Below are 17,600 nucleotides of genomic sequence, written 5' to 3'. Positions count from 1 at the left end.
TGGTTAGCGCAGCATGGCGACATGGCGTTGACGACGTATTTCGTCCTGCATCTGCATGGTGATATAGGCTGCCTGGAGGGTGCCCGCGTCTTGGCCTATGGTCTTGCGCGCGAGTGGGCGCGGCAGATCGGCCCAAGGGCTGCGCGGCAGCTGCGCGACCGCCACGCCCGTCGCCACGCGCTCAAAGCCGTTGCCGGAATTCGGTGCAGGCCCGCCGCTGTTGATGGCGATGCCCGCCGCGCCGTCGTCGCTGGCGCCGGATTGGCTGCCCGACGGGCAATCGGCGTCGGTCAGCAGCACTTTGCCGTCGGGCGAAACGCAGCGATTGACGCCGGCGGCGGCATAGGCGGTGCTGGCAACGAGGCCAACGCATAACAGGCACTGAGCGACGCGGAGAGAGGCGTACATGATTGATATCCTTTTAGAAAGTATATTAATTTTCTCGCAATCTTGGATATCTATCTGTACGACGCCGCACGCACGGGCAGAGCTCGCTTGAATGCGTTGTTTTTTGGCCTAAGGTACAATATCGGCATGAAAGCGATATTCCTCATCCCCGCCCTTACCCTCTCCCAGGTGCACGGTTACGCCGCCGCGGAGTCCGTCCCCGATCATGGCTGGAACAACTCCGCCGAGCTGGGCGCCATCTCCACTTCCGGTAACACGGTCGGTACTTCCGTCACCGGCAAGCTGGATGCGAAACAGGAGCTGCCCGACTGGAGCAACGAGTACATCCTGGCCGGCTACTTCAAGGACGAGCAGGTAACGAAGGCTGACGGCGAAAAGGTGCGCGAGCGTTCGGCGCAGCGCTATTCGTTCTCCGCCAAGTCGGCGTACAAGCTGCTGCAGGATCACGACAAACTGTTCGCGCTGGCCACCCACGTCAACGACAAATTCGGCGCTTACACGCGCTACTCCACCGTGGGCGTCGGTTACGGCACCCAGACTTACACCACGCCGGAACACAGCATGGACGTGGAAATCGGTCCTGGCTATTTCAACGGCACGCGTTCGACCGGCGAAGCGGAGAGCGGCCTGACCGTGCGCGGCGCGGCCAACCTGAAATGGAAACTGAGCGACACCGCCCTGTTCACGCAGAACCTGAGCGTGGAGCGCGGCACCTCCAACATCCACTCGCTGGCCGAGACGGCGCTGCGCACCAAAATCAACAGCACCATGCAGATGAAGGCCGCGTTCAGCGTCCGCAACGACACCAACGTGCCGGAAGATAAAAAGAACACCGATACCCAGACGTCGGTGACGCTGGTCTACTCGTTCTGACCCTACATGCCCTTGAACCGGTGCTGAAAGCGCTGGCTTACGGGCAGCTTGTCTGCGTGATCGCGCAGGCTTAGCCACAAGGCCCCGTCGGCATCCCGGCTGACGGCGGCGATGCGCTTGGCCGCCACCACATATCCCCTGTGTATCTGCCAGAATCCTGCGTCCTCCAGTTCGGAGGCCAGGTCTTTCAACGGCGTGCGGATATGGGCTTCGGCCAGCTGCGGCGTGACCACCCTCGTGTATTTGAACTCCGAACAGAAGTAGATCACATCGCTCAAGTCGATGAAGTGGATCGCGTTGCCGACGCTCGCCTGCAGCCATGAAGGCGCGGCCGGCTTGGGCGACAGCTGCTGCATCAGCCGCGCCAGATCGGGCGGCGGCGTGCCGAGGCGCGCGCGTACCCGCTCGATGGCGCGCACCAGCCGCACCGGATCGGTGGGCTTGAGCACATAGTCGATCGCGCCTTCATCGAAAGCGGCCAGCGCGTGCTCCTGATAGGCGGTGACGAACACCACATGCGTGCGCGCGCCGAAAGTGCGTGCCACTTCCAGGCCGCTCAGGCCCGGCATGCGGATGTCGAGGAAAGCGACATCCGGCTCCATCGCGCGGGCCAGGCGCAGCGCTTCGTAGCCGTCGGCCGCTTCGGCCACCAGCTCGGCCTCCGGCCACAGGGCCGCCAGCGATTGCCGCAGCTCCGCGCGCAGCAAGGGCTCGTCGTCCGCAATCAGTATGCGTGGGCGATGCGAGGACAGGGACATTATGCGGTCTCCAACGGTAAGGTGATTTCGGCTTCGGTCCAGCCGTCCGCCGCTACTTGCAGGCGGAACGCGGCGGCGCCGCCATGCAGGGCCGCCAGCCGCTCGCGCAGATTGCGCAGGCCGACGCCGCTGCCCAGCACGGATTTCGCGGGACCGGCGCCGTTGTCGCGCACAGCCACCACCAGTGCGCCTTCGCGGCTGCGCACCTGCATCCGCACAGTCACGTTGCCGGGGTGCGGCTCGACACCGTGCTGCACGGCGTTCTCCACCAGCGGCATCAGCATCAGCGGCGGCAGTGCGAACGTGCCCAGTTCGGGCGGGCAGTCGATTTCGAACTGCAGGCGGTCGCCGAAGCGTATGCCCATCAGCGCGAGGTAGTGCCCCGCCAGCTCGCATTCGCGTGCCATGTTGGACATCGGGCTGCGCAAATCCGGCAAGGCGGTGTGCAGGTAGCCGATCAGGTGATCGAGCATCTCGACCGCGCGCTCCGGATCGTGGCGAGCAAGGTAGCGCGTGTTGGCCAGCGTGTTGTACAGGAAGTGCGGCTCGATCTGCGCCTGCAAGGCCTTCAGGTCGGCGGACAAGGCAGCCTGCTTCAGCTGCGCCACCAGCAAGGCGCGCGACTGCTGCTGTGCGACCCACAGGCGCGGCGCCAGCAGCAGCAAGGCCAGCGCCGCTACAGCCAGCTGCACCAGCAAGTCGTTGTGCGTGATGACGCCGACCGTCGCCAGTCCGCCGTGATAGAGCAGACCGGCCAGCCAGCTGGACAAGCCGACCATCGCCAGCAAGGCAGGCCACACAAAGCGCCAGTCCCGCAGCCTGGCCACGGCTTCGAGCAGCGCGAGCAGGCTGGCGGCGCTGGCGCCGACCGGCAGCAGCATCGCGCCGAACAAGGCAAGCAAGGTGTAAGCCCTGAGCGCCAGGCATGTAAGCACGAAGCCGGCGGCCAGTACCGCGCTGAGCGCCCTCTGCCGCCCGGTGCTCGACGCCACCTGCATCAATGCCTGATAGCTGTTGCCAGCGGCGGCAATCATAAGGTCGGCGACTCCGGTAGCTTGCCGCGACGCGGGGCGTCGACCGGCACGTCCTTGCTTACGATCTCCAGCGACAAATCGTCAATCCAGACTTGCCCGGTACCGGCGTTATTCACGCCAAAACTGATGGACATCGCCTCCTCCGGCACGTCCAGCGTAACGCTGCGGATTTGCCAGTCTGTGGTGCCGGCTATCGCCTGGTCGTAGCTGTTGTAGAAGGCCAGGCTGGCCGGCGTCTTGCCGTAGACCCCCATCCACAATCCCGCCCAATTGCTCACGTCCCGCGACTTGACGCGCGCCTGGAAGCGCACGCGCTGGCCCAGGTAGCGCTGGGAGGACACCGTCTGCCCCAGCGAGGCCCAGCTCTTGCCGTCACCCTGTGCGTAGCGCAGGAACTTGGAGCCCTTGCCGCTGACGGTTTCGACGTTGTCTATCCCCACCTGGTAGGAAGTCGGCGAGCCGCCGGCCAAGACCCACGGCGCCGGCAGCTTGCTGGTGGATTCTGCGGCGACCACCCACAGCGAGGTGGCGGCGAGTGCCGCGGCGATGACGTGCATTGGTTTCATCTCATGTCCTTAATCATGTCCATGACGGGATGTCATGGACACACTTTGCCCGATGGCGCGGCGGCGCGGACGGCCATGCGACCGGCGCGGCCTGCGCCGGATAAGCGCGGCCGGGCCGCGATAAACGCCCCCAGAACAGCGCCGGTTAATGCGATACCAAGATTGAGCTTATTATAATGCCCGGTGGCTGTCCAAAATAGCCGCAGTTTGATATAGTCGGCCCGCGCAGCGCTGCGGCTGCACACCATCCACCGTTTTCCCTTTATATATCCCGGACGTCTACATGAACACTCCACGCATTTTCGGCACCCCACTGTCTCCCACCGCCACCAAAGTCATGCTGCTCGGCTCCGGTGAACTCGGCAAGGAAGTCATCATCGCGCTGCAGCGCCTGGGCGTGGAAGTGATCGCCGTGGACCGCTATCCGAACGCGCCGGGCCATCAGGTCGCGCACCGCGCCCACGTCATCAACATGGCAGACGGCGCCGCGCTGGCCGCGCTGATCGAGCAGGAGAAGCCGGACCTGATCGTGCCGGAAATCGAAGCGATCGCCACCGACACACTGGCCGCGCTGGAAAAAGCCGGCAAGATCACCTGCATCCCGACCGCCCGCGCCGCCCAGCTGACCATGAACCGCGAAGGCATCCGCTGCCTGGCCGCAGAAACCCTGGGCCTGGCGACCTCGCCCTACCGCTTCGCCAGCAGCCTGGCGGAACTGGAGCAAACCACCGCCGCCATCGGCTTCCCATGTGTAATCAAGCCTGTCATGTCCTCGTCCGGCAAAGGCCAGTCCAAGATCGACAGCGCCGCCGAAGTAAAAGCCGCCTGGGACTACGCCGCCGCCGGCAGCCGTGTGGATTCCGGCCGCGTCATCGTCGAAGGCTTCATCGACTTCGACTACGAAATCACGCTGCTGACGGTGCGCTCCATCGGCGCCGACGGCAAGGTCGAGACGCAGTTCTGCGATCCTATCGGCCACGTGCAGGTACAGGGCGACTACGTCGAATCCTGGCAGCCTTGCCGCATGAACCCTCTGGCGCTGGCACGCGCCCGCGATATCGCCGAAAAAGTCACCGGCGACCTGGGTGGCCTGGGCCTGTTCGGCGTCGAGCTGTTCGTCAAGGAAGACATGGTCTGGTTCTCGGAAGTGAGTCCGCGCCCGCACGACACCGGCATGGTGACGATGGCGACGCAGGTACAGAGCGAATTCGAACTGCACGCCAAGGCCATCCTCGGCCTGCCGGTCAATGTCGCGCTGAAGGCGCCGGGCGCCTCGGCAGTCATCTACGGCCAGCACGAAGCGGCAGGTATCGCCTTCGAAGGCGTGGCCGAAGCGCTGCGCGTGCCGGGCACCGACATCCGCCTGTTCGGCAAGCCGGAATCGTTCGCGCGCCGCCGCATGGGCGTGGCGCTGGCCACCGCCGACGACGTGGAAACCGCGCGCAGCCGCGCCAAGGAAGCGGCGGCCAAAGTCAAACCTGTGCTGGGTAAGTAAAATTCTGCGCGTTCACCTGCTGATCGCAGCGGCGCTTGCGGCGTCGCTGGCGGGGCCTTCGCATGCCGAAACGGCTGCGGAGCGCCCGCTGGTGCTCGCCTTTAACAAGATACTGCCGTGGACCACCGAGAACGACGGTGTCTACGGCGGCGCTTACATGGAAGTCATGCGCGAGCTGGCGCGCCGCAGCGGCATGGCGCTGCAGATCAAGCCATGCCCGCTGCGGCGCTGCCTGTTCATGCTCGAACAGGGCGACGCCGATGTCATGATCGGCGTGCGCGATACGCCGCGCCGCAGCGCCTACCTGCAATTCCTGCAGACGCCCTACCGCGAGCATAGCGCCGACCGCGTGTTCTATGTGCGCAAAGGCAGCAATATCGTCATCAACGAGTATGCCGACCTGGCGCCGCTGCGCATCGGCGTCAAATTCGGCGCCGAGTACGTGCGCCGCTTCGAGCACGATTGCAACCTGAGGAAGGATGCGGTCAAGGACATGGAAGCCAACTTCCGCAAGCTCGCGTTTGGCCGCATCGATGCGGTACTGATCCCCGAGGACCAGGGCGAGGCCGTGGTGGCCGACCTGCACATGGAAGACCAGGTGGAAAAAGCCGCCTATCGCATGGTCGACGACGGCCCGCCGCGCGCGGTCGCGGTGTCGCGCAAAGCGGTGTCGCCGGAGCGCCTGGCCGCACTGGAATCGGCCATGCGCGACATGCAGAAAAGCGGTGCCCTCGCGGCGATCTACAAGCGCTATTACTACGACGCCTATCACATCGCCCCCGGCAGCATGCTGGTCAGGTAACGGCGCGCGCGGCGACGACCTCCACCTCCACCAGGAAATCCGGCCGGGGCAAGGCCGCCACCACCATCAGCATCGATGCCGGACGCAGTTCTCCGAGCACGCGGCTGCGCACCGCGACGCACGCCGCCAGGTCGGCCGGATTGACCAGGTAATGCGTCATCTTGACGATATCGGCCGCCGTCATGCCCGCCTTGTCCAGCGCCGTCATGATGTTCGACCACGCCAGTTCCGTTTGACCGCTTATATCATCGGGCAGCGTGCCATCCGCACGCATGCCGGGCGTTCCCGCCGTGTACAGCCAGCGCGAGCCGGCCGGCGCCTCCACCGCGTCGGCATAGCGCCCCACGTGTTCCGCGATGCCGGTAGTGTGCTGTTTGTTCATGCTTCCCTCCTCGTTGTGGACAATGGCTCGCATTGTGATGCAAGATGTAGCCCTGATAATTCAGCGCGGGATGAACTATGGACGACACTCCGGACATCGCATCGATCGCAGCCCTGCTGGCCGACCCGGCCCGCGCCACCATCGCCTGGACGCTGATCGACGGCACGCGGCGGCCGGCCGGCGAGCTGGCCTTCGCGGCCAATATCTCGGCGCAGTCGGCCAGCGCCCACCTGGCGAAGCTGGTCGACGGCGGGCTGCTGACGGCCGACGCCCAGGGCCGCCACCGCTACTTCCGCATCGCCAGCCGCGAGGCCGCGCACCTGATCGAAGGCCTGGCCTCGTTCAGCATGGCGACCCGGCCAAAGCAGCCGCCTCCGCCCGCGCTGGTGCGGGCCATGCCGCCCCAGTTCCTGCAGGCGCGCACCTGCTACGACCACCTGGCTGGCGAGATCGCCGTGCAGCTGCTGCAAACCATGCTCGATAAGGGATGGCTGGCCGGTTCAGGCCAGGATTACGAGTTGACGCCAACCGGCAGGCAGCAACTGGCCGCGTTGGGCGTATCGATGGAGTCGGCGCCGGGAAGCCGCCGCCCGTTCGCCCGCTGCTGCGTCGACCTGACGCAGCGCCGGCCGCACCTGTCCGGCGCGCTGGGCGCCGCACTGCTGGCGATGTATGTGAGCGAAGGATGGGTGCTGCGCGCGCCGCGTTCGCGCGTGGTGAGCATTACGCCCAAGGGCCACGCCGCATTCGCCAGGCTGCTGACGCCTACATCTGCCGGAACAGATCGACGTAATTACGGCTGACCACCAGCTGCTCCTCGCGGCCCTTGAGCTGCACCATCAGACGGCCACGAAAATCCTGGCGCGTGCCCGCCACGTGGTGGGCGGCGACGATGACGCTGCGGTGGATCTGCCAGAACTTCTGCTCGTCCAACTGCTCGCGCAGCTTGCTGATCGGCGTGCGGATCAGGCTCTCGCCGTCGGCCAGGAACACGCTGGTGTACTTGTCATTGCTCTGGAAGTAGATCACTTCGTCGATGGAGATCAAGCGCGTCTGGTCGCCCTGTGAGGCGCGTATCCATTGCAGGGTCGGCGCGGGAGCCGGTGCCGCCGCCGGTGCCACCACTGCCGCCGCGCCGCCCAGCTGCGCCAGCAAGGCTTGCAGCGTCGCCGCCGTGATGCCGGTCGCCGCTGGTTCCCTGGCCCGCAACGCCGCTTTCAGCTTGGCGACGGTCTTGTCCAGCCGCTCCAGGCTCGCCGGTTTCAGCAAGTAGTCGACTGCGGAATGCTCGAACGCTTCCACCGCATACTGGTCGAAGGCCGTGACGAACACGATGTGCGGCGGCGTGGCGTCCGCCACCAGGCGGGCCGCTACGTCCAGCCCCGTCAAGCCGGGCATGCGGATATCGAGGAACACCACGTCCGGCGCCTCCTCGCCGATCAGGCGCAGCGCGTCGATGCCGTTGGCGGCCTTGGCCACCACCTTCAGTTCCGGCCACGCCGTTTTCAGTTGAGCTTCAAGATAATCGCGCAGATGTTCTTCGTCGTCTGCGATCAGGGCGCGGAGTGGTTCGATGTCAGGCTCGCATTCAAAGGCAGCATGAGGCGCACCGTCATGCCGCAGGGTTGATTTTCCAGTAATTCTACCCGAGCGGCGGCGCCGTACAAACTGCGCAGGCGCTCACGCAGATTGCTCAGCCCCACTCCGCCGCCCGGCTTGGCCGACATCACGCTGCCCAGGCCCGCGCCGGTGTCGCTGATCTGCAGGCGCAGGTGCGCGCCGTCCAGCTGCGCGCTGACGACGATCTCGCCGCCTTCCACCTTGGGCTCCAGCCCGTGCGATATCGCGTTCTCCACCACCGGTTGCAGCAGCATGGGGGCGATCGCGAACTGGCGCAGCTCGTCCGGCACATCGATGCGATAGCGCAGCCGCTCGCCCATGCGTACCGCCAGCACGTCCAGATAGGCGGCGATCAGCTTGGCCTCCGAGCCCAGCGTCGCTTCCTCGCTGCGGCTGGCCGCGAGGCTGGCGCGCAGGTAATCGATGAAGCGCTCCAGCATGTGCTGGGCTTTGGCCGGCTGCGGGCCGATCAGGCTCACCACATTGGCCAGCGTGTTGTACAAGAAGTGCGGCTCGATCTGCGCCTGCAAGGCCCGCAGCCGCGCTTCCGCCAGCAGCCGCGCGGTGGAAGCGATCAGCTCCTGCTGATGCGCCTTCTCCAGCGCCGCAGCCAGCCGGCGCTCGGCGCCGCGCCGCACCAGGTACATCAACAGCGCGATCACCGTCGCCAGGATCACGGACTGCAGCACCGCGCTGCGATTGTTCAGCAATTCAAAGATGTTCTGACCGTTCAGCAGCGCCGTACCGGCACTCAGCCCAATCAGCACGCTGCCCAGCACCAGCCCAAGGTTGAACAGCAGCCGGGGCATGCCCTTGGCGCGGCTCGGCCAGCCCTGGGTCAGCGCGTTGACCGCCGCGAGGCCGCCGTGGACCAGGAAGCCGATCAGATTCGAGATGAACAGCATCGGCCACCAGTGCGCCTGCACCAGCGCCCACTGCCAATGCCCCAGCAGCGCCTGACGGTCGGACGACATCAGCATCTCCAGCACCGTCAGGACCGTACCCAGGCCGCAGTTCCACAGCAGCGTGTACAGCAGGTTGCGCTGCGCCGTCGGCTGCCAGCGGCGGAAGAACGGGATCAGGTCCATCGGATGCGCCAGCGAAGGCTCTGCGACATCCAATGAGGCCATGCTTGCCTCGCTGCGTTGATTCATCGTGTATCCCTGTTTAGTCATGCCGGCAGAAAGTTACCATGAAAGCAAAGCGGCGAAGTATAAGAAAGCCTCGCCATCGCCCTTGGACCGGCTTTGATGTTGTGTGCATCAAACACCGTCAGCACGGTCTGGGCGCGCCGCGAGTCCTGAGCCACGCCGACCAGATAGCCGTCGGTCTCGGAACGGGCGCCGCGCCGTGGCACCAGCACATGCTCCTCCACCTGCCAGCCGGCGCCGAAGCTGTAGCTGTCCGCCTTGCCGCTGTCGATGTCGATCAGGTTGACGGTGTTGAGGATGTAGTCCTTGCTGCCGGAGGCCACGCCCAGCACCGCCAGCTTGCGGTGGCGCGCCGACACCACCTGCGGCGCCACCCGTGGGAACTCACTGGCGCCGAACAGGCGCGCCTCGCGCGCCTTGCCGCTGGCATAGTCCAGCGTCACCTGCACCGTACTGGCGGATGCATGGAACGGCCGCAGCTCACCGTGCATGACCATGCCCAGTTCCGGCAGGGTGTCGCCGTCATGCATCACCACGTCCAGCCGGGTGCAGGCGCCGTCTTCGAACGCGTTCCCGAAGTGGAAGACGGAACGCGCCGGCAGTTCGAATATCTGGCGCAGCTCCAGCGTATCCTTGGAAATGACCACCGCGCGCAAGGCCCGCTTGTCGCCGGCCCAGTGCAGGTTCTCGCGATAGCTCGTGTCCACACCGGCCACCAGATCATACGGCGGGATCAGGAAGATCAGGTGGCGGCCGCTGACGACGAAATCGTGCACCATGTTCAGCTGCGGCACCTTGACGACGGCGCTGCGCTTCAATTCACCGGCGGCGCTCAGCTGATACAGCACCAGCAGGTTCGCGCCCGGCATGGTGCCGAAGTTCCAAACGCCGCCGTCGGGATCGACCTTGGGATGGGCGGAGAACGGCATGGACTTCAACTCCGGGCTCCAGGTCTTGATGCCGCGCGTTTCCAGCGTCTGCGGATCGACTTCGACCGCGGAGCCGCCCTCCCACAAGGCGTACACGCGCCCGCCGAGCGGCAGCAGGTTGGTATTGGCGGCGTTCATCGTGTCGTTGTTCTTGGGCTGCTTGCGGTCGATGTAGGTGCCGAAGGCCGGATACAGGAACTGGCCCGCCGCGCTCTCCTCGGCGAACTTCTGCGTGGCGACGAAGCGGCCACGATGACTGACCTTGCCGCCGCCGATCTGCCAGCGCTGCGCGAAGCCGTCGCCGTCGAACCAGTGGTGATAGCGCTCGCCGCCCAATTCGAATCGTCCGGGGCCGTTGCGGTAAAAGACGCCCTGTAGATCGGCCGGCATGCGGCCGTGGACCACCGCGTCGCCGGACAGCTCGCCGGTGGCGCCGGCGAAGGCCGTCAGCCTGGGCTCGCGCGCCAGCGCCTGATGGAAGCGGCGGTAGGTGTCGGCGTCGGCCAGCGCGCTGCCGGAGGTCAGGCCGAAGGCGGCCAGGCCGATGCTACGGGACAGGAATTGGCGGCGGTCGCTCATGGCAGGCCTCCGCTTAGTGCAGGTTGACGCTGGTGGCGGCGCCGGCGGCCGGCAGCGTGAAGCGCGCGGCCTCGTAGTTCGGCGGGCCGAACTTGCCCATGGCGTTGTTGCTGAAGGCGTAGTCCTCGGTCGGAATGCCGATCACGTTGCTGTCCAACTTGCCGTTGCCGTTAGCGTCGTGGAACAGCGAGTAGGCGTAGTCGCCGGGCGGCAGATCTTTGATCTCGATCGTGATGGCGCCGGCCACCGCCGGCGCGCTCGCCACGCGGAAGCTGCGCTTCTGATAGGTCTCGGCCGAGTTGTACAGCGCGACCAGCACCTGGCCGTCGGCGCTGGCGATGCCGGTGACGGTGATCTTCAGGTCGGCGGCTTGCGACGGCGCGGCGGCCAGCATGGTCATGGTGGACAGGAAGGCGGCAACGAGACTGGTGTAGCGCATGATGAACTCCGGTGAGTGAATGAGGCTCCACTCTAGCCAGCGCCCCGGAGGCGGTGAGTACGATGCGACGAAATGCGGCCGGCCGGCGCGAAATGCACGCCGCCGTCGCCAAATGCGGGGGGAATCAGGGCCGGCGGTCGGCCGGTATGTGGCGCGATATGATGTCCAGCATCTGCTCGACATCGACCGGCTTGGCGATGAAGTCGTTCATGCCGGCGGCGATGCAGCGCTCCTGCTCCGACTGCATCACGCCCGCCGTCATCGCCAGGATGGGCAGGTCCAGCTTGAGCTCCTGGCGTATCGCGCCGGTGGCCGCGAAGCCGTCCATCACCGGCATCTGCACGTCCATCAGCACGATGTCGTAGTCGGTCGGATGCTCGCGCAGCCGGTCGACCGCCAGCTGGCCGTTTTCCGCCACGTCCACGCTGGCGCCGGCGTATTCCAGCATGCCGCGCGCCACCACCTGGTTGAGCGGATGGTCTTCCACCAGCAGCAGGCGCAGGCCCTTGAGGCGCTGCTCCGACGCTTGCTCGTCGGCCGGCGCCGGCGGCGCGATGGCTTCGGCCTTCGGCAGCAGGAACGGCAGCGTGACGACAAACTCGCTGCCCTTGCCCGGCATGCTGCTGACGGCGATGCCGCCGCCCATCAGCTCCGCCAGCCGGCGGCAGATCGCCAGACCCAGGCCGGTGCCGCCGAAACGGCGCGTGGTCGAGGCGTCGGCCTGGTTGAAGGCTTCGAACAGGCGGCTCTGCTGCTCCAGGTCCATGCCGATGCCGGTGTCGCGCACCACGAAGCGCAGGCCGACGGCGTCGCCGGCGTATCCGGCCATGCCGTTGGCCGAGCGCTCCACCCGCAGCGCCACATGTCCATGCTCGGTGAACTTGATCGCATTGCCCAGTAAATTGATCAGGATCTGCTGCAGGCGCATGGCGTCGCCCACCACCGACTGCGGCACTGCGGCGTCGGCAGCCACCGTCAGCTGGATGCCGCGCGCGGCCGCATTCGGCGTCATCACCGTGCTCACCGCCTCCAGCACCTCGCCCAGCTTGAAGGTCGACGGCGCCAGCTCCATGCGCCCCGCCTCGATCTTGGAGAAGTCCAGCACATCGTTCAGGATCCCCAGCAGCACATTGCCGGAGGACCGTATCATGTCCACGTATTCCTGCTGCTGCGCGCTCAGCTCCGTGTTCCCCAGCAGGTAGGCCACGCCCAGCACCGCGTTCATCGGCGTGCGGATCTCATGGCTCATATTGGCCACGAACTCGCTCTTGGCGCGGCTGGCGGCGGCGGCGCGCTGCTCGCCGGCGGCCTGGATCAGCTCCGCGTTCTTGCGGTCGGTGATATCCATCGCCATCAGATATGTGCCCTGCACCTCGCCGTTGGCGGCGATGTCCGGCACCAGGTCCACCATGAAGTGCTGGATCTGGCCGGCGCTTTCGAACTCGCGCTCGTAGTGCAGGCGGCCGCCGTCCAGCGCCTGATCCAGGTCGCCCTGCCACGAATCGGCGGCCTGGCCGAAGATCTCGGCCACGCTCTTGCCCAGCATGCCCTGCGGATCGATGCCCCACAGCGTGCGATAGTGCTCGTTGGTGAACAGGTAGCGCTTGTCGCGGTCCAGGTAGGCGATCAGCAACGGCAGATTGTCGGCCAGGATGCGCGCCCGCTTCTCGCTTTCGTAGGTGCGCAGCTGGGCCGCCTCGCGTTCGGCCATCAGGCGGTAGAAGGCGCCGCTCAATTCGCCGATTTCATCCTTGCGGTCCAGCTGCAGCACCTGGATGCCGGCGCGGCTGTCCTTGACCTCGGCGATGTTGCGGCGCAGCCGCTGCAAGGGGCGCAGCAGCCGCGCGATGCCCAGCCAGGCCAGCACGCCGGCCAGGCAGGCGAACACCGTCGCTGCCGCCGCGGCCTCGTAGCGCATCTCGCGCAACGGCGCCAAGGCCTCGTCGCTGGGGAAGCGCGCCGCCACGATCCAGCGCGCATGCTGCAGGCGGCGATACGAGTAGATGCCTTTGACGCGGTCCTTGTTCTCGGCCTCGGTCCAGCCCTGGAAGCCGTTGAGCGCCATTTCCGTCGCGCGGTTCTTGCCGGGGCGTTCGTTAATACTGTGCAGCAGGCGCGCCTTGTTCGGATGGCTGAGCAGCACGCCTTCGGCCGTCATGATGAAAGTGAAGCCGGTGCTGCCCGGCTTGAGCGCGCTGAGCGACTCGAACGGCGCGTAGTGCAGCAGGTTGATGCCGCCGGCCAGCACCAGCGCCACGCGGCCCTCGCTGTCGAGCACCGGCGCCGTAATCAGCACCGTCGGCGCGCCGGCCAGCTTGCTGGCAAACGGCGCCGATACCACGCCGCGCCGCCGCGACAGCGTCGTGTCGAACCATTCCTGGCCGGCGGCGCGGTAGGGCTGGTCCGGCAAGGCTTCCTCCAGCGCGCCGGTCAGCAGGCCCTCGGCATCGTAAATCTCAAGGAAGGAGAACTGGCCGCGCGCCGTCGGCCGCGCCTTCAGATAGGCCCGCAGAACTGCGGGATCGCGCAGCGTGGACGCCGGCAGCGATTCGGCCAGCGCCGCCAGCATGGCCTTCTTGCCGGCCAGGTGTTCGTCGATGTGGGCGGCGGCGCCGGACAGCAAGGCGTACTGCTGGCTGCCGATGACTTCCTTCATATCGCGCTCGGCCAGCATCAGCGCAACCACCGTCACGGTGACGGTCGCGCCCAGCACCAGCAGCATGACCAGGCCGCTGAGACGGAATCTAAGGGTGGTCGGCAGATACTGTTTCAACGCCATGGGCTGCAGGCACTCACTAGAAAGATGAAATTTAAGTATTACATGCCGCAGGCGGATTGGCTACGTCCTGCTATCATAAACCCAACAAATATCACGCCACTGCGGCGCGCGCGACACCCAGCTCCGCCGCTTTTCGGGTTATAGTGATTGCCATCCAGACAACCTGGTTATCTGTTATGCGAGCAGGCTCCAAATCGGACAATCCGCCAGCACCCCACTCGGGCCCCGCGCCGCTGGCGCTGGTGCTGCTCACCGCCTGCTACTACCTGGTCGCCAACGCCAGCCTGATGCTGGCCTTCGCCCATACCAACGCCACGCCGGTGTGGCCGCCGTCCGGCATCGCCTTCGCCGCCGTTCTGCTGCTGGGTTACCGGACCTGGCCGGCCATCCTGCTTGGCGCGCTGGCCGCCAACCTGTCCACCTTCACCGCCAACGGCCTGCCGCTGAACACCGGCCTGGTGACGGCCTCGCTGCTGATCGCCGTCGGTAACACGCTGGAGGCGCTGGCCGGCGCATGGCTGATGCGGCGCTACACCGACAGCGCGCGGCCGCTCAGCCAACTGCAGGATGTCTACAAATTCGCGATGATCGCCCTGGCCATGTGCGTGCTGAGCGCCGGCATCGGCAGCACCACGCTGGTGATCGGCGGCGTGGTGCCGGTCGGCGCCTATGGCACCGTCGCGCTGACCTGGTGGGTCGGCGACATCGCCGGCGTGCTGATGGTGGCGCCGGCGATCCTGGCCTGGCGCCGTCCGCGCTGGGGACTGGCCGGCGCGCTGGAAGCCTTGCTGTCGCTGGCCGCGCTGGCCGCGCTGATCGCCTGGATCTTCGGCCGCCGCTACACCGCCGGCGATGGCCTGGGCTGGCTGCCCTACATCTTCATGCTGTGCGTGGGCTGGGCCTCGTACCGCCACGGCTTGCGCGGCGCCAGCCTGGCGTGCCTGGCGGTGGCGAGCGGCGCGGTGTGGTGCACCATCCGCGGCCTGGGGCCGTTCGCGGTGGGCACGCTGAACGACGCGCTGATCGCGCTCGACAGCTTCGTCGTGTTGTGCAGCCTGATTGGCATGGTGCTGTGCGCCGACGCCAGCGAGCGGCAGCGCATGAACAGCGCGGTGCGCGGCCACAGCGCCGCACAATGGGCCACGCTGCTGATCGGCGTCGGCCTGACGGTGGTGGTCTGGCACCTGGTGGCGCTGAGCACCGAGCGCCGCGCGCGCGAGCAGTTCGACACCGAATGCGGCGACATCGCCGAACGCATCGCCAGCCGCATGGACTTGTACGAGTCGGGCCTGCGCGGCGCGCGGGCGCTGTTCAACGCCGAGCCGCAGCCCACGCGCGCGCAGTGGCGCGACTTCGCCGACGCGCTGGACCTGCAGCACAGCTTCCCCGGCGTGCTGGGACTGGGCTACGGCGCGCTGGTGCCGGCCGCCGGCCGCGACGCGCTGACGGCGCTGGTGCGCAGCCAGGGCCATCCCGATTTCCGCGTCTGGTCGCGGCCGGGAGAGAACCTGGGCGATATGTCGACCGTGGTGCTGTACCTGGAACCGTTCCAGGGCCAGAACCTGCGCGCCTTCGGCTACGACATGATGTCCGAGCCTATCCGCCGCGCTGCGCTGATGGAGGCCGCGCGCACCGGCGAGCCGGTGTTGTCGGCCAAAGTGACACTGGTGCAGAACGGCAGCGGCGAGGGCCAGCCCGGCTTCCTGATGTACTTCCCGATCTACCGCAAGCCCGCCGCGCCGGGCGCCGTGCTGACATCCGAGCAGCGCATGGCCGCGCTGCAGGGCTACTCCTACAGCCCGATTCGGGCCAGCGACATGATGGCCGGCCTGCTGGGCCCCGCCGACCAGGCGATCCAGCTGGAGATCTTCGACGGCAAGGACGCAGCGCCCGACGCCCGCCTGTACGCCAGCAGCAGGCGCAGCGACGGCGACAGCCTGCTGTACCCCAATCCCTATCTGCGTACGGCGCCACTGGTGCTGCTGCACCACCGGTGGACGCTGCGCTTCACATCGCTGCCGGCGTTCGAGAACTCCATCGACCGCCAGAAGTCGCACATCGTGCTGCTGGCCGGCGCCATCATCAGCCTGTTGTTCTTCGGCGTGGTGCGGGCGCTGACGGCGCGCCAGGCCTATGCCTCCGCGCTGGCCGAGGAAAAGACCTCCGCGCTGCGCGAATCGGAAAGCTCGCTGATCGTCGCGCGCGACCTGGCGGAGGCGGCCAGCCGCGCCAAGTCCGAATTCGTCGCCAACATGAGCCATGAAATCCGCACCCCGCTCAACGCCGTATTGGGCATGACGCACCTGTTGAACAACACCTCGCTCTCGCCCGACCAGCAGAAGTATCTGAAGATGATACGGTCGTCCGGCAATTCGCTGCTCAGCATCCTCAACGACGTGCTGGACTTCTCCAAGATCGAGGCGGGCCGCATGGAGCTGGCGCCGGCGCCGTTCCAGCTGCAGGCCGTGCTGGAAGCCATCGCCACCATCATGACCGTCAACTCCGGCGAGAAAGACCTGGAGCTGGCCATCGGCGTCGAAGCCGACGTGCCGCAGTCGCTGCTGGGCGACGGCCACCGGCTGCAGCAAATCCTCATCAACCTGGTCGGCAACGCCATCAAGTTCACCGAGAGGGGATCGGTGTCCGTGCTGGTCGAGCGCGTCGGCGACGGCGGCGCGGCCAGCACCGCCACGCTGCGCTTCACGGTGCGCGACAGCGGCATCGGCATCCCGCCCGATCAGCTGGCGCAGTTGTTCGCGCCGTTCTCGCAGGCCGACGCCTCGATGACGCGCCGTTTCGGCGGCACCGGACTGGGACTGGTGATCTCGCGCCGCATCGCCGCGCTGATGGGCGGCGCCATCGAAGTCCAGAGCACCTCCGGCGCCGGCAGCGCCTTCACGCTGACCGTGCCGCTGCAACGCGCCGACGAGCCGCCGCCGCAAGGCGCGCAGCTGCCGTCCCAGCACCTGCTGGTGATCGACGACGACCCGGTCGGCGCCGATTATCTGTGCCGCACCATCGGCGCGCGCGGCTGGAGCAGCGACCGTGCCGGCAGCGGCGAACAGGCGCTGTCGCTGCTGCGCTCCGCCGCCCGCTACGACGCGGTGCTGGTCGACTGGGACATGCCCGGCATGAACGGCCTCGATACCATGCAGGCGATCCGCGCCGCCATGCCGGATAACTGCCCCGCCGTGATCCTGATGGTCAGCGCCTTCGGCCAGGGCAAGCTGCTGCACACCGAGGGCGCCGAGGCGGCCAATGCGGTGCTGCTCAAGCCCGTCACCATGGCCCGCCTGAACGAAACCTTGCAGCTGGCGCTGAACAAGGCGCCTGTCGTCGCCAGCGCCAGTCCGGGCGCCGAAGCGGGCGCCCCGGCCGGCGTGCGCATCGACGGCGTGCGCATCCTGCTGGTGGAGGACAACCCGATCAACCAGCTGGTCGCCCAGAGCATGTTGTCCCACGCCGGCGCCAGCATCGAATCGGTCGACAACGGCCGCGCCGCGCTCGACCTGCTGCGCACCGACGCCCACCGCTACGACCTGGTGCTGATGGACGTGCAGATGCCCGAGATGGACGGCTTCGAAGCCACCGCCCGGATACGCAGCGAACTTAAACTGGAGCTGCCGGTGCTGGCCATGACGGCCGGCGTCATGCTGTCCGAGCGTGAGCAGTGCATCGCCTCCGGCATGAACGATTTCATCGCCAAGCCTATCGATATCGAGCAGATGCTGCGCGCGATAGCCCGCAACCTGCCCGCCGCCCAGCGCGCGGATGCCGGCCGCTAG

The 17,600-nt window shown here is 66.8% G+C and carries 15 protein-coding genes; 5 read left to right on the top strand and 10 right to left on the bottom strand.

Translation table 11 applies throughout. The annotated features are described in order from the left end of the window. Nucleotides 1–3: 3 nt before the first annotated feature. Nucleotides 4–408: a hypothetical protein gene (locus GEV02_RS01810; RefSeq protein ID WP_152836231.1), complete on the bottom strand. Its 405-nt coding sequence runs from the start codon at nt 406–408 to the stop codon at nt 4–6. A gap of 126 nt (nt 409–534) precedes the next feature. Between GEV02_RS01810 and GEV02_RS01805 the strand changes: the two genes are divergently transcribed. Further along, nucleotides 535–1,281, top strand: a complete 747-nt coding sequence (locus GEV02_RS01805; RefSeq protein ID WP_152836230.1) for a DUF481 domain-containing protein — start codon at nt 535–537, stop codon at nt 1,279–1,281. 2 nt (nt 1,282–1,283) lie between these two features. Here GEV02_RS01805 and GEV02_RS01800 read toward each other — a convergent pair whose 3' ends face one another. The 3 genes from GEV02_RS01800 to GEV02_RS01790 are packed head-to-tail and all read right to left on the bottom strand — an operon-like array spanning nt 1,284 to nt 3,639. Further along, nucleotides 1,284–2,039 (bottom strand): LytR/AlgR family response regulator transcription factor, encoded by a 756-nt coding sequence (locus GEV02_RS01800; protein WP_152836229.1) that lies wholly within the window; start codon nt 2,037–2,039, stop codon nt 1,284–1,286. After that, nucleotides 2,039–3,073, bottom strand: coding sequence for a sensor histidine kinase (locus GEV02_RS01795; RefSeq protein ID WP_152836228.1), 1,035 nt, complete (start codon nt 3,071–3,073; stop codon nt 2,039–2,041). Before GEV02_RS01795 ends, GEV02_RS01800 begins: the two co-directional genes overlap by 1 nt. Beyond that, nucleotides 3,070–3,639, bottom strand: a complete 570-nt coding sequence (locus GEV02_RS01790) for a transcriptional regulator (protein WP_152836227.1) — start codon at nt 3,637–3,639, stop codon at nt 3,070–3,072. The genes GEV02_RS01795 and GEV02_RS01790 overlap by 4 nt, the downstream gene beginning before the upstream one ends. A gap of 283 nt (nt 3,640–3,922) precedes the next feature. Here GEV02_RS01790 and purT point away from each other — a divergent pair, with 283 nt between their 5' ends. Together purT and GEV02_RS01780 are read left to right on the top strand one after the other, a co-directional pair. Then, nucleotides 3,923–5,134, top strand: coding sequence for a formate-dependent phosphoribosylglycinamide formyltransferase (gene purT, locus GEV02_RS01785; RefSeq protein ID WP_152836226.1), 1,212 nt, complete (start codon nt 3,923–3,925; stop codon nt 5,132–5,134). Nucleotides 5,135–5,225: 91 nt separating this feature from the next. Beyond that, on the top strand, nt 5,226–5,936 hold the full coding sequence (locus GEV02_RS01780) for a substrate-binding periplasmic protein (protein ID WP_152836225.1): 711 nt from the start codon (nt 5,226–5,228) through the stop codon (nt 5,934–5,936). Here GEV02_RS01780 and GEV02_RS01775 read toward each other — a convergent pair. Then, a complete protein-coding gene (locus tag GEV02_RS01775; protein ID WP_152836224.1) occupies nt 5,929–6,318 on the bottom strand; it encodes a RidA family protein in 390 nt (129 codons plus the stop codon). The two genes, GEV02_RS01780 and GEV02_RS01775, sit on opposite strands and share 8 nt — an antisense overlap. A gap of 77 nt (nt 6,319–6,395) precedes the next feature. On the opposite strand from GEV02_RS01775, the gene GEV02_RS01770 reads away from it, so the two are divergent. Beyond that, the gene (locus GEV02_RS01770) at nt 6,396–7,121 is read left to right on the top strand and encodes an ArsR/SmtB family transcription factor (RefSeq protein WP_152836223.1); all 726 of its coding nucleotides are present in this window, start codon (nt 6,396–6,398) and stop codon (nt 7,119–7,121) included. Here the strand turns inward: GEV02_RS01770 and GEV02_RS01765 are convergent. The 5 genes from GEV02_RS01765 to GEV02_RS01745 all read right to left on the bottom strand — a co-directional run bounded on the left by GEV02_RS01765 (nt 7,084) and on the right by GEV02_RS01745 (nt 13,815). After that, nucleotides 7,084–7,851 carry a LytR/AlgR family response regulator transcription factor gene (locus GEV02_RS01765; RefSeq protein WP_235922658.1) on the bottom strand — a complete coding sequence of 256 codons (768 nt, stop codon included), beginning with the start codon at nt 7,849–7,851 and terminating at the stop codon, nt 7,084–7,086. The genes GEV02_RS01770 and GEV02_RS01765 overlap by 38 nt on opposite strands. A gap of 20 nt (nt 7,852–7,871) precedes the next feature. Then, the gene (locus GEV02_RS01760) at nt 7,872–9,092 is read right to left on the bottom strand and encodes a sensor histidine kinase (RefSeq protein WP_152836221.1); all 1,221 of its coding nucleotides are present in this window, start codon (nt 9,090–9,092) and stop codon (nt 7,872–7,874) included. Between the two features lie 17 nt (nt 9,093–9,109). Continuing rightward, on the bottom strand, nt 9,110–10,597 hold the full coding sequence (locus GEV02_RS01755; RefSeq protein ID WP_152836220.1) for a carotenoid oxygenase family protein: 1,488 nt from the start codon (nt 10,595–10,597) through the stop codon (nt 9,110–9,112). Nucleotides 10,598–10,610: 13 nt separating this feature from the next. Beyond that, nucleotides 10,611–11,036 carry a DUF2141 domain-containing protein gene (locus GEV02_RS01750; protein ID WP_152836219.1) on the bottom strand — a complete coding sequence of 142 codons (426 nt, stop codon included), beginning with the start codon at nt 11,034–11,036 and terminating at the stop codon, nt 10,611–10,613. Between the two features lie 124 nt (nt 11,037–11,160). Then, complete coding sequence (locus GEV02_RS01745) at nt 11,161–13,815, bottom strand: ATP-binding protein (protein WP_152836218.1); 2,655 nt, start codon at nt 13,813–13,815, stop codon at nt 11,161–11,163. A gap of 176 nt (nt 13,816–13,991) precedes the next feature. On the opposite strand from GEV02_RS01745, the gene GEV02_RS01740 reads away from it, so the two are divergent. Then, complete coding sequence (locus tag GEV02_RS01740; protein ID WP_152836217.1) at nt 13,992–17,600, top strand: CHASE domain-containing protein; 3,609 nt, start codon at nt 13,992–13,994, stop codon at nt 17,598–17,600.

Origin of the sequence: Rugamonas aquatica (assembly GCF_009380215.1) — a bacterium.
Lineage (GTDB): Bacteria > Pseudomonadota > Gammaproteobacteria > Burkholderiales > Burkholderiaceae_D > Rugamonas > Rugamonas aquatica_B.
This window is presented reverse-complemented; position numbering and strand designations above follow the sequence as displayed.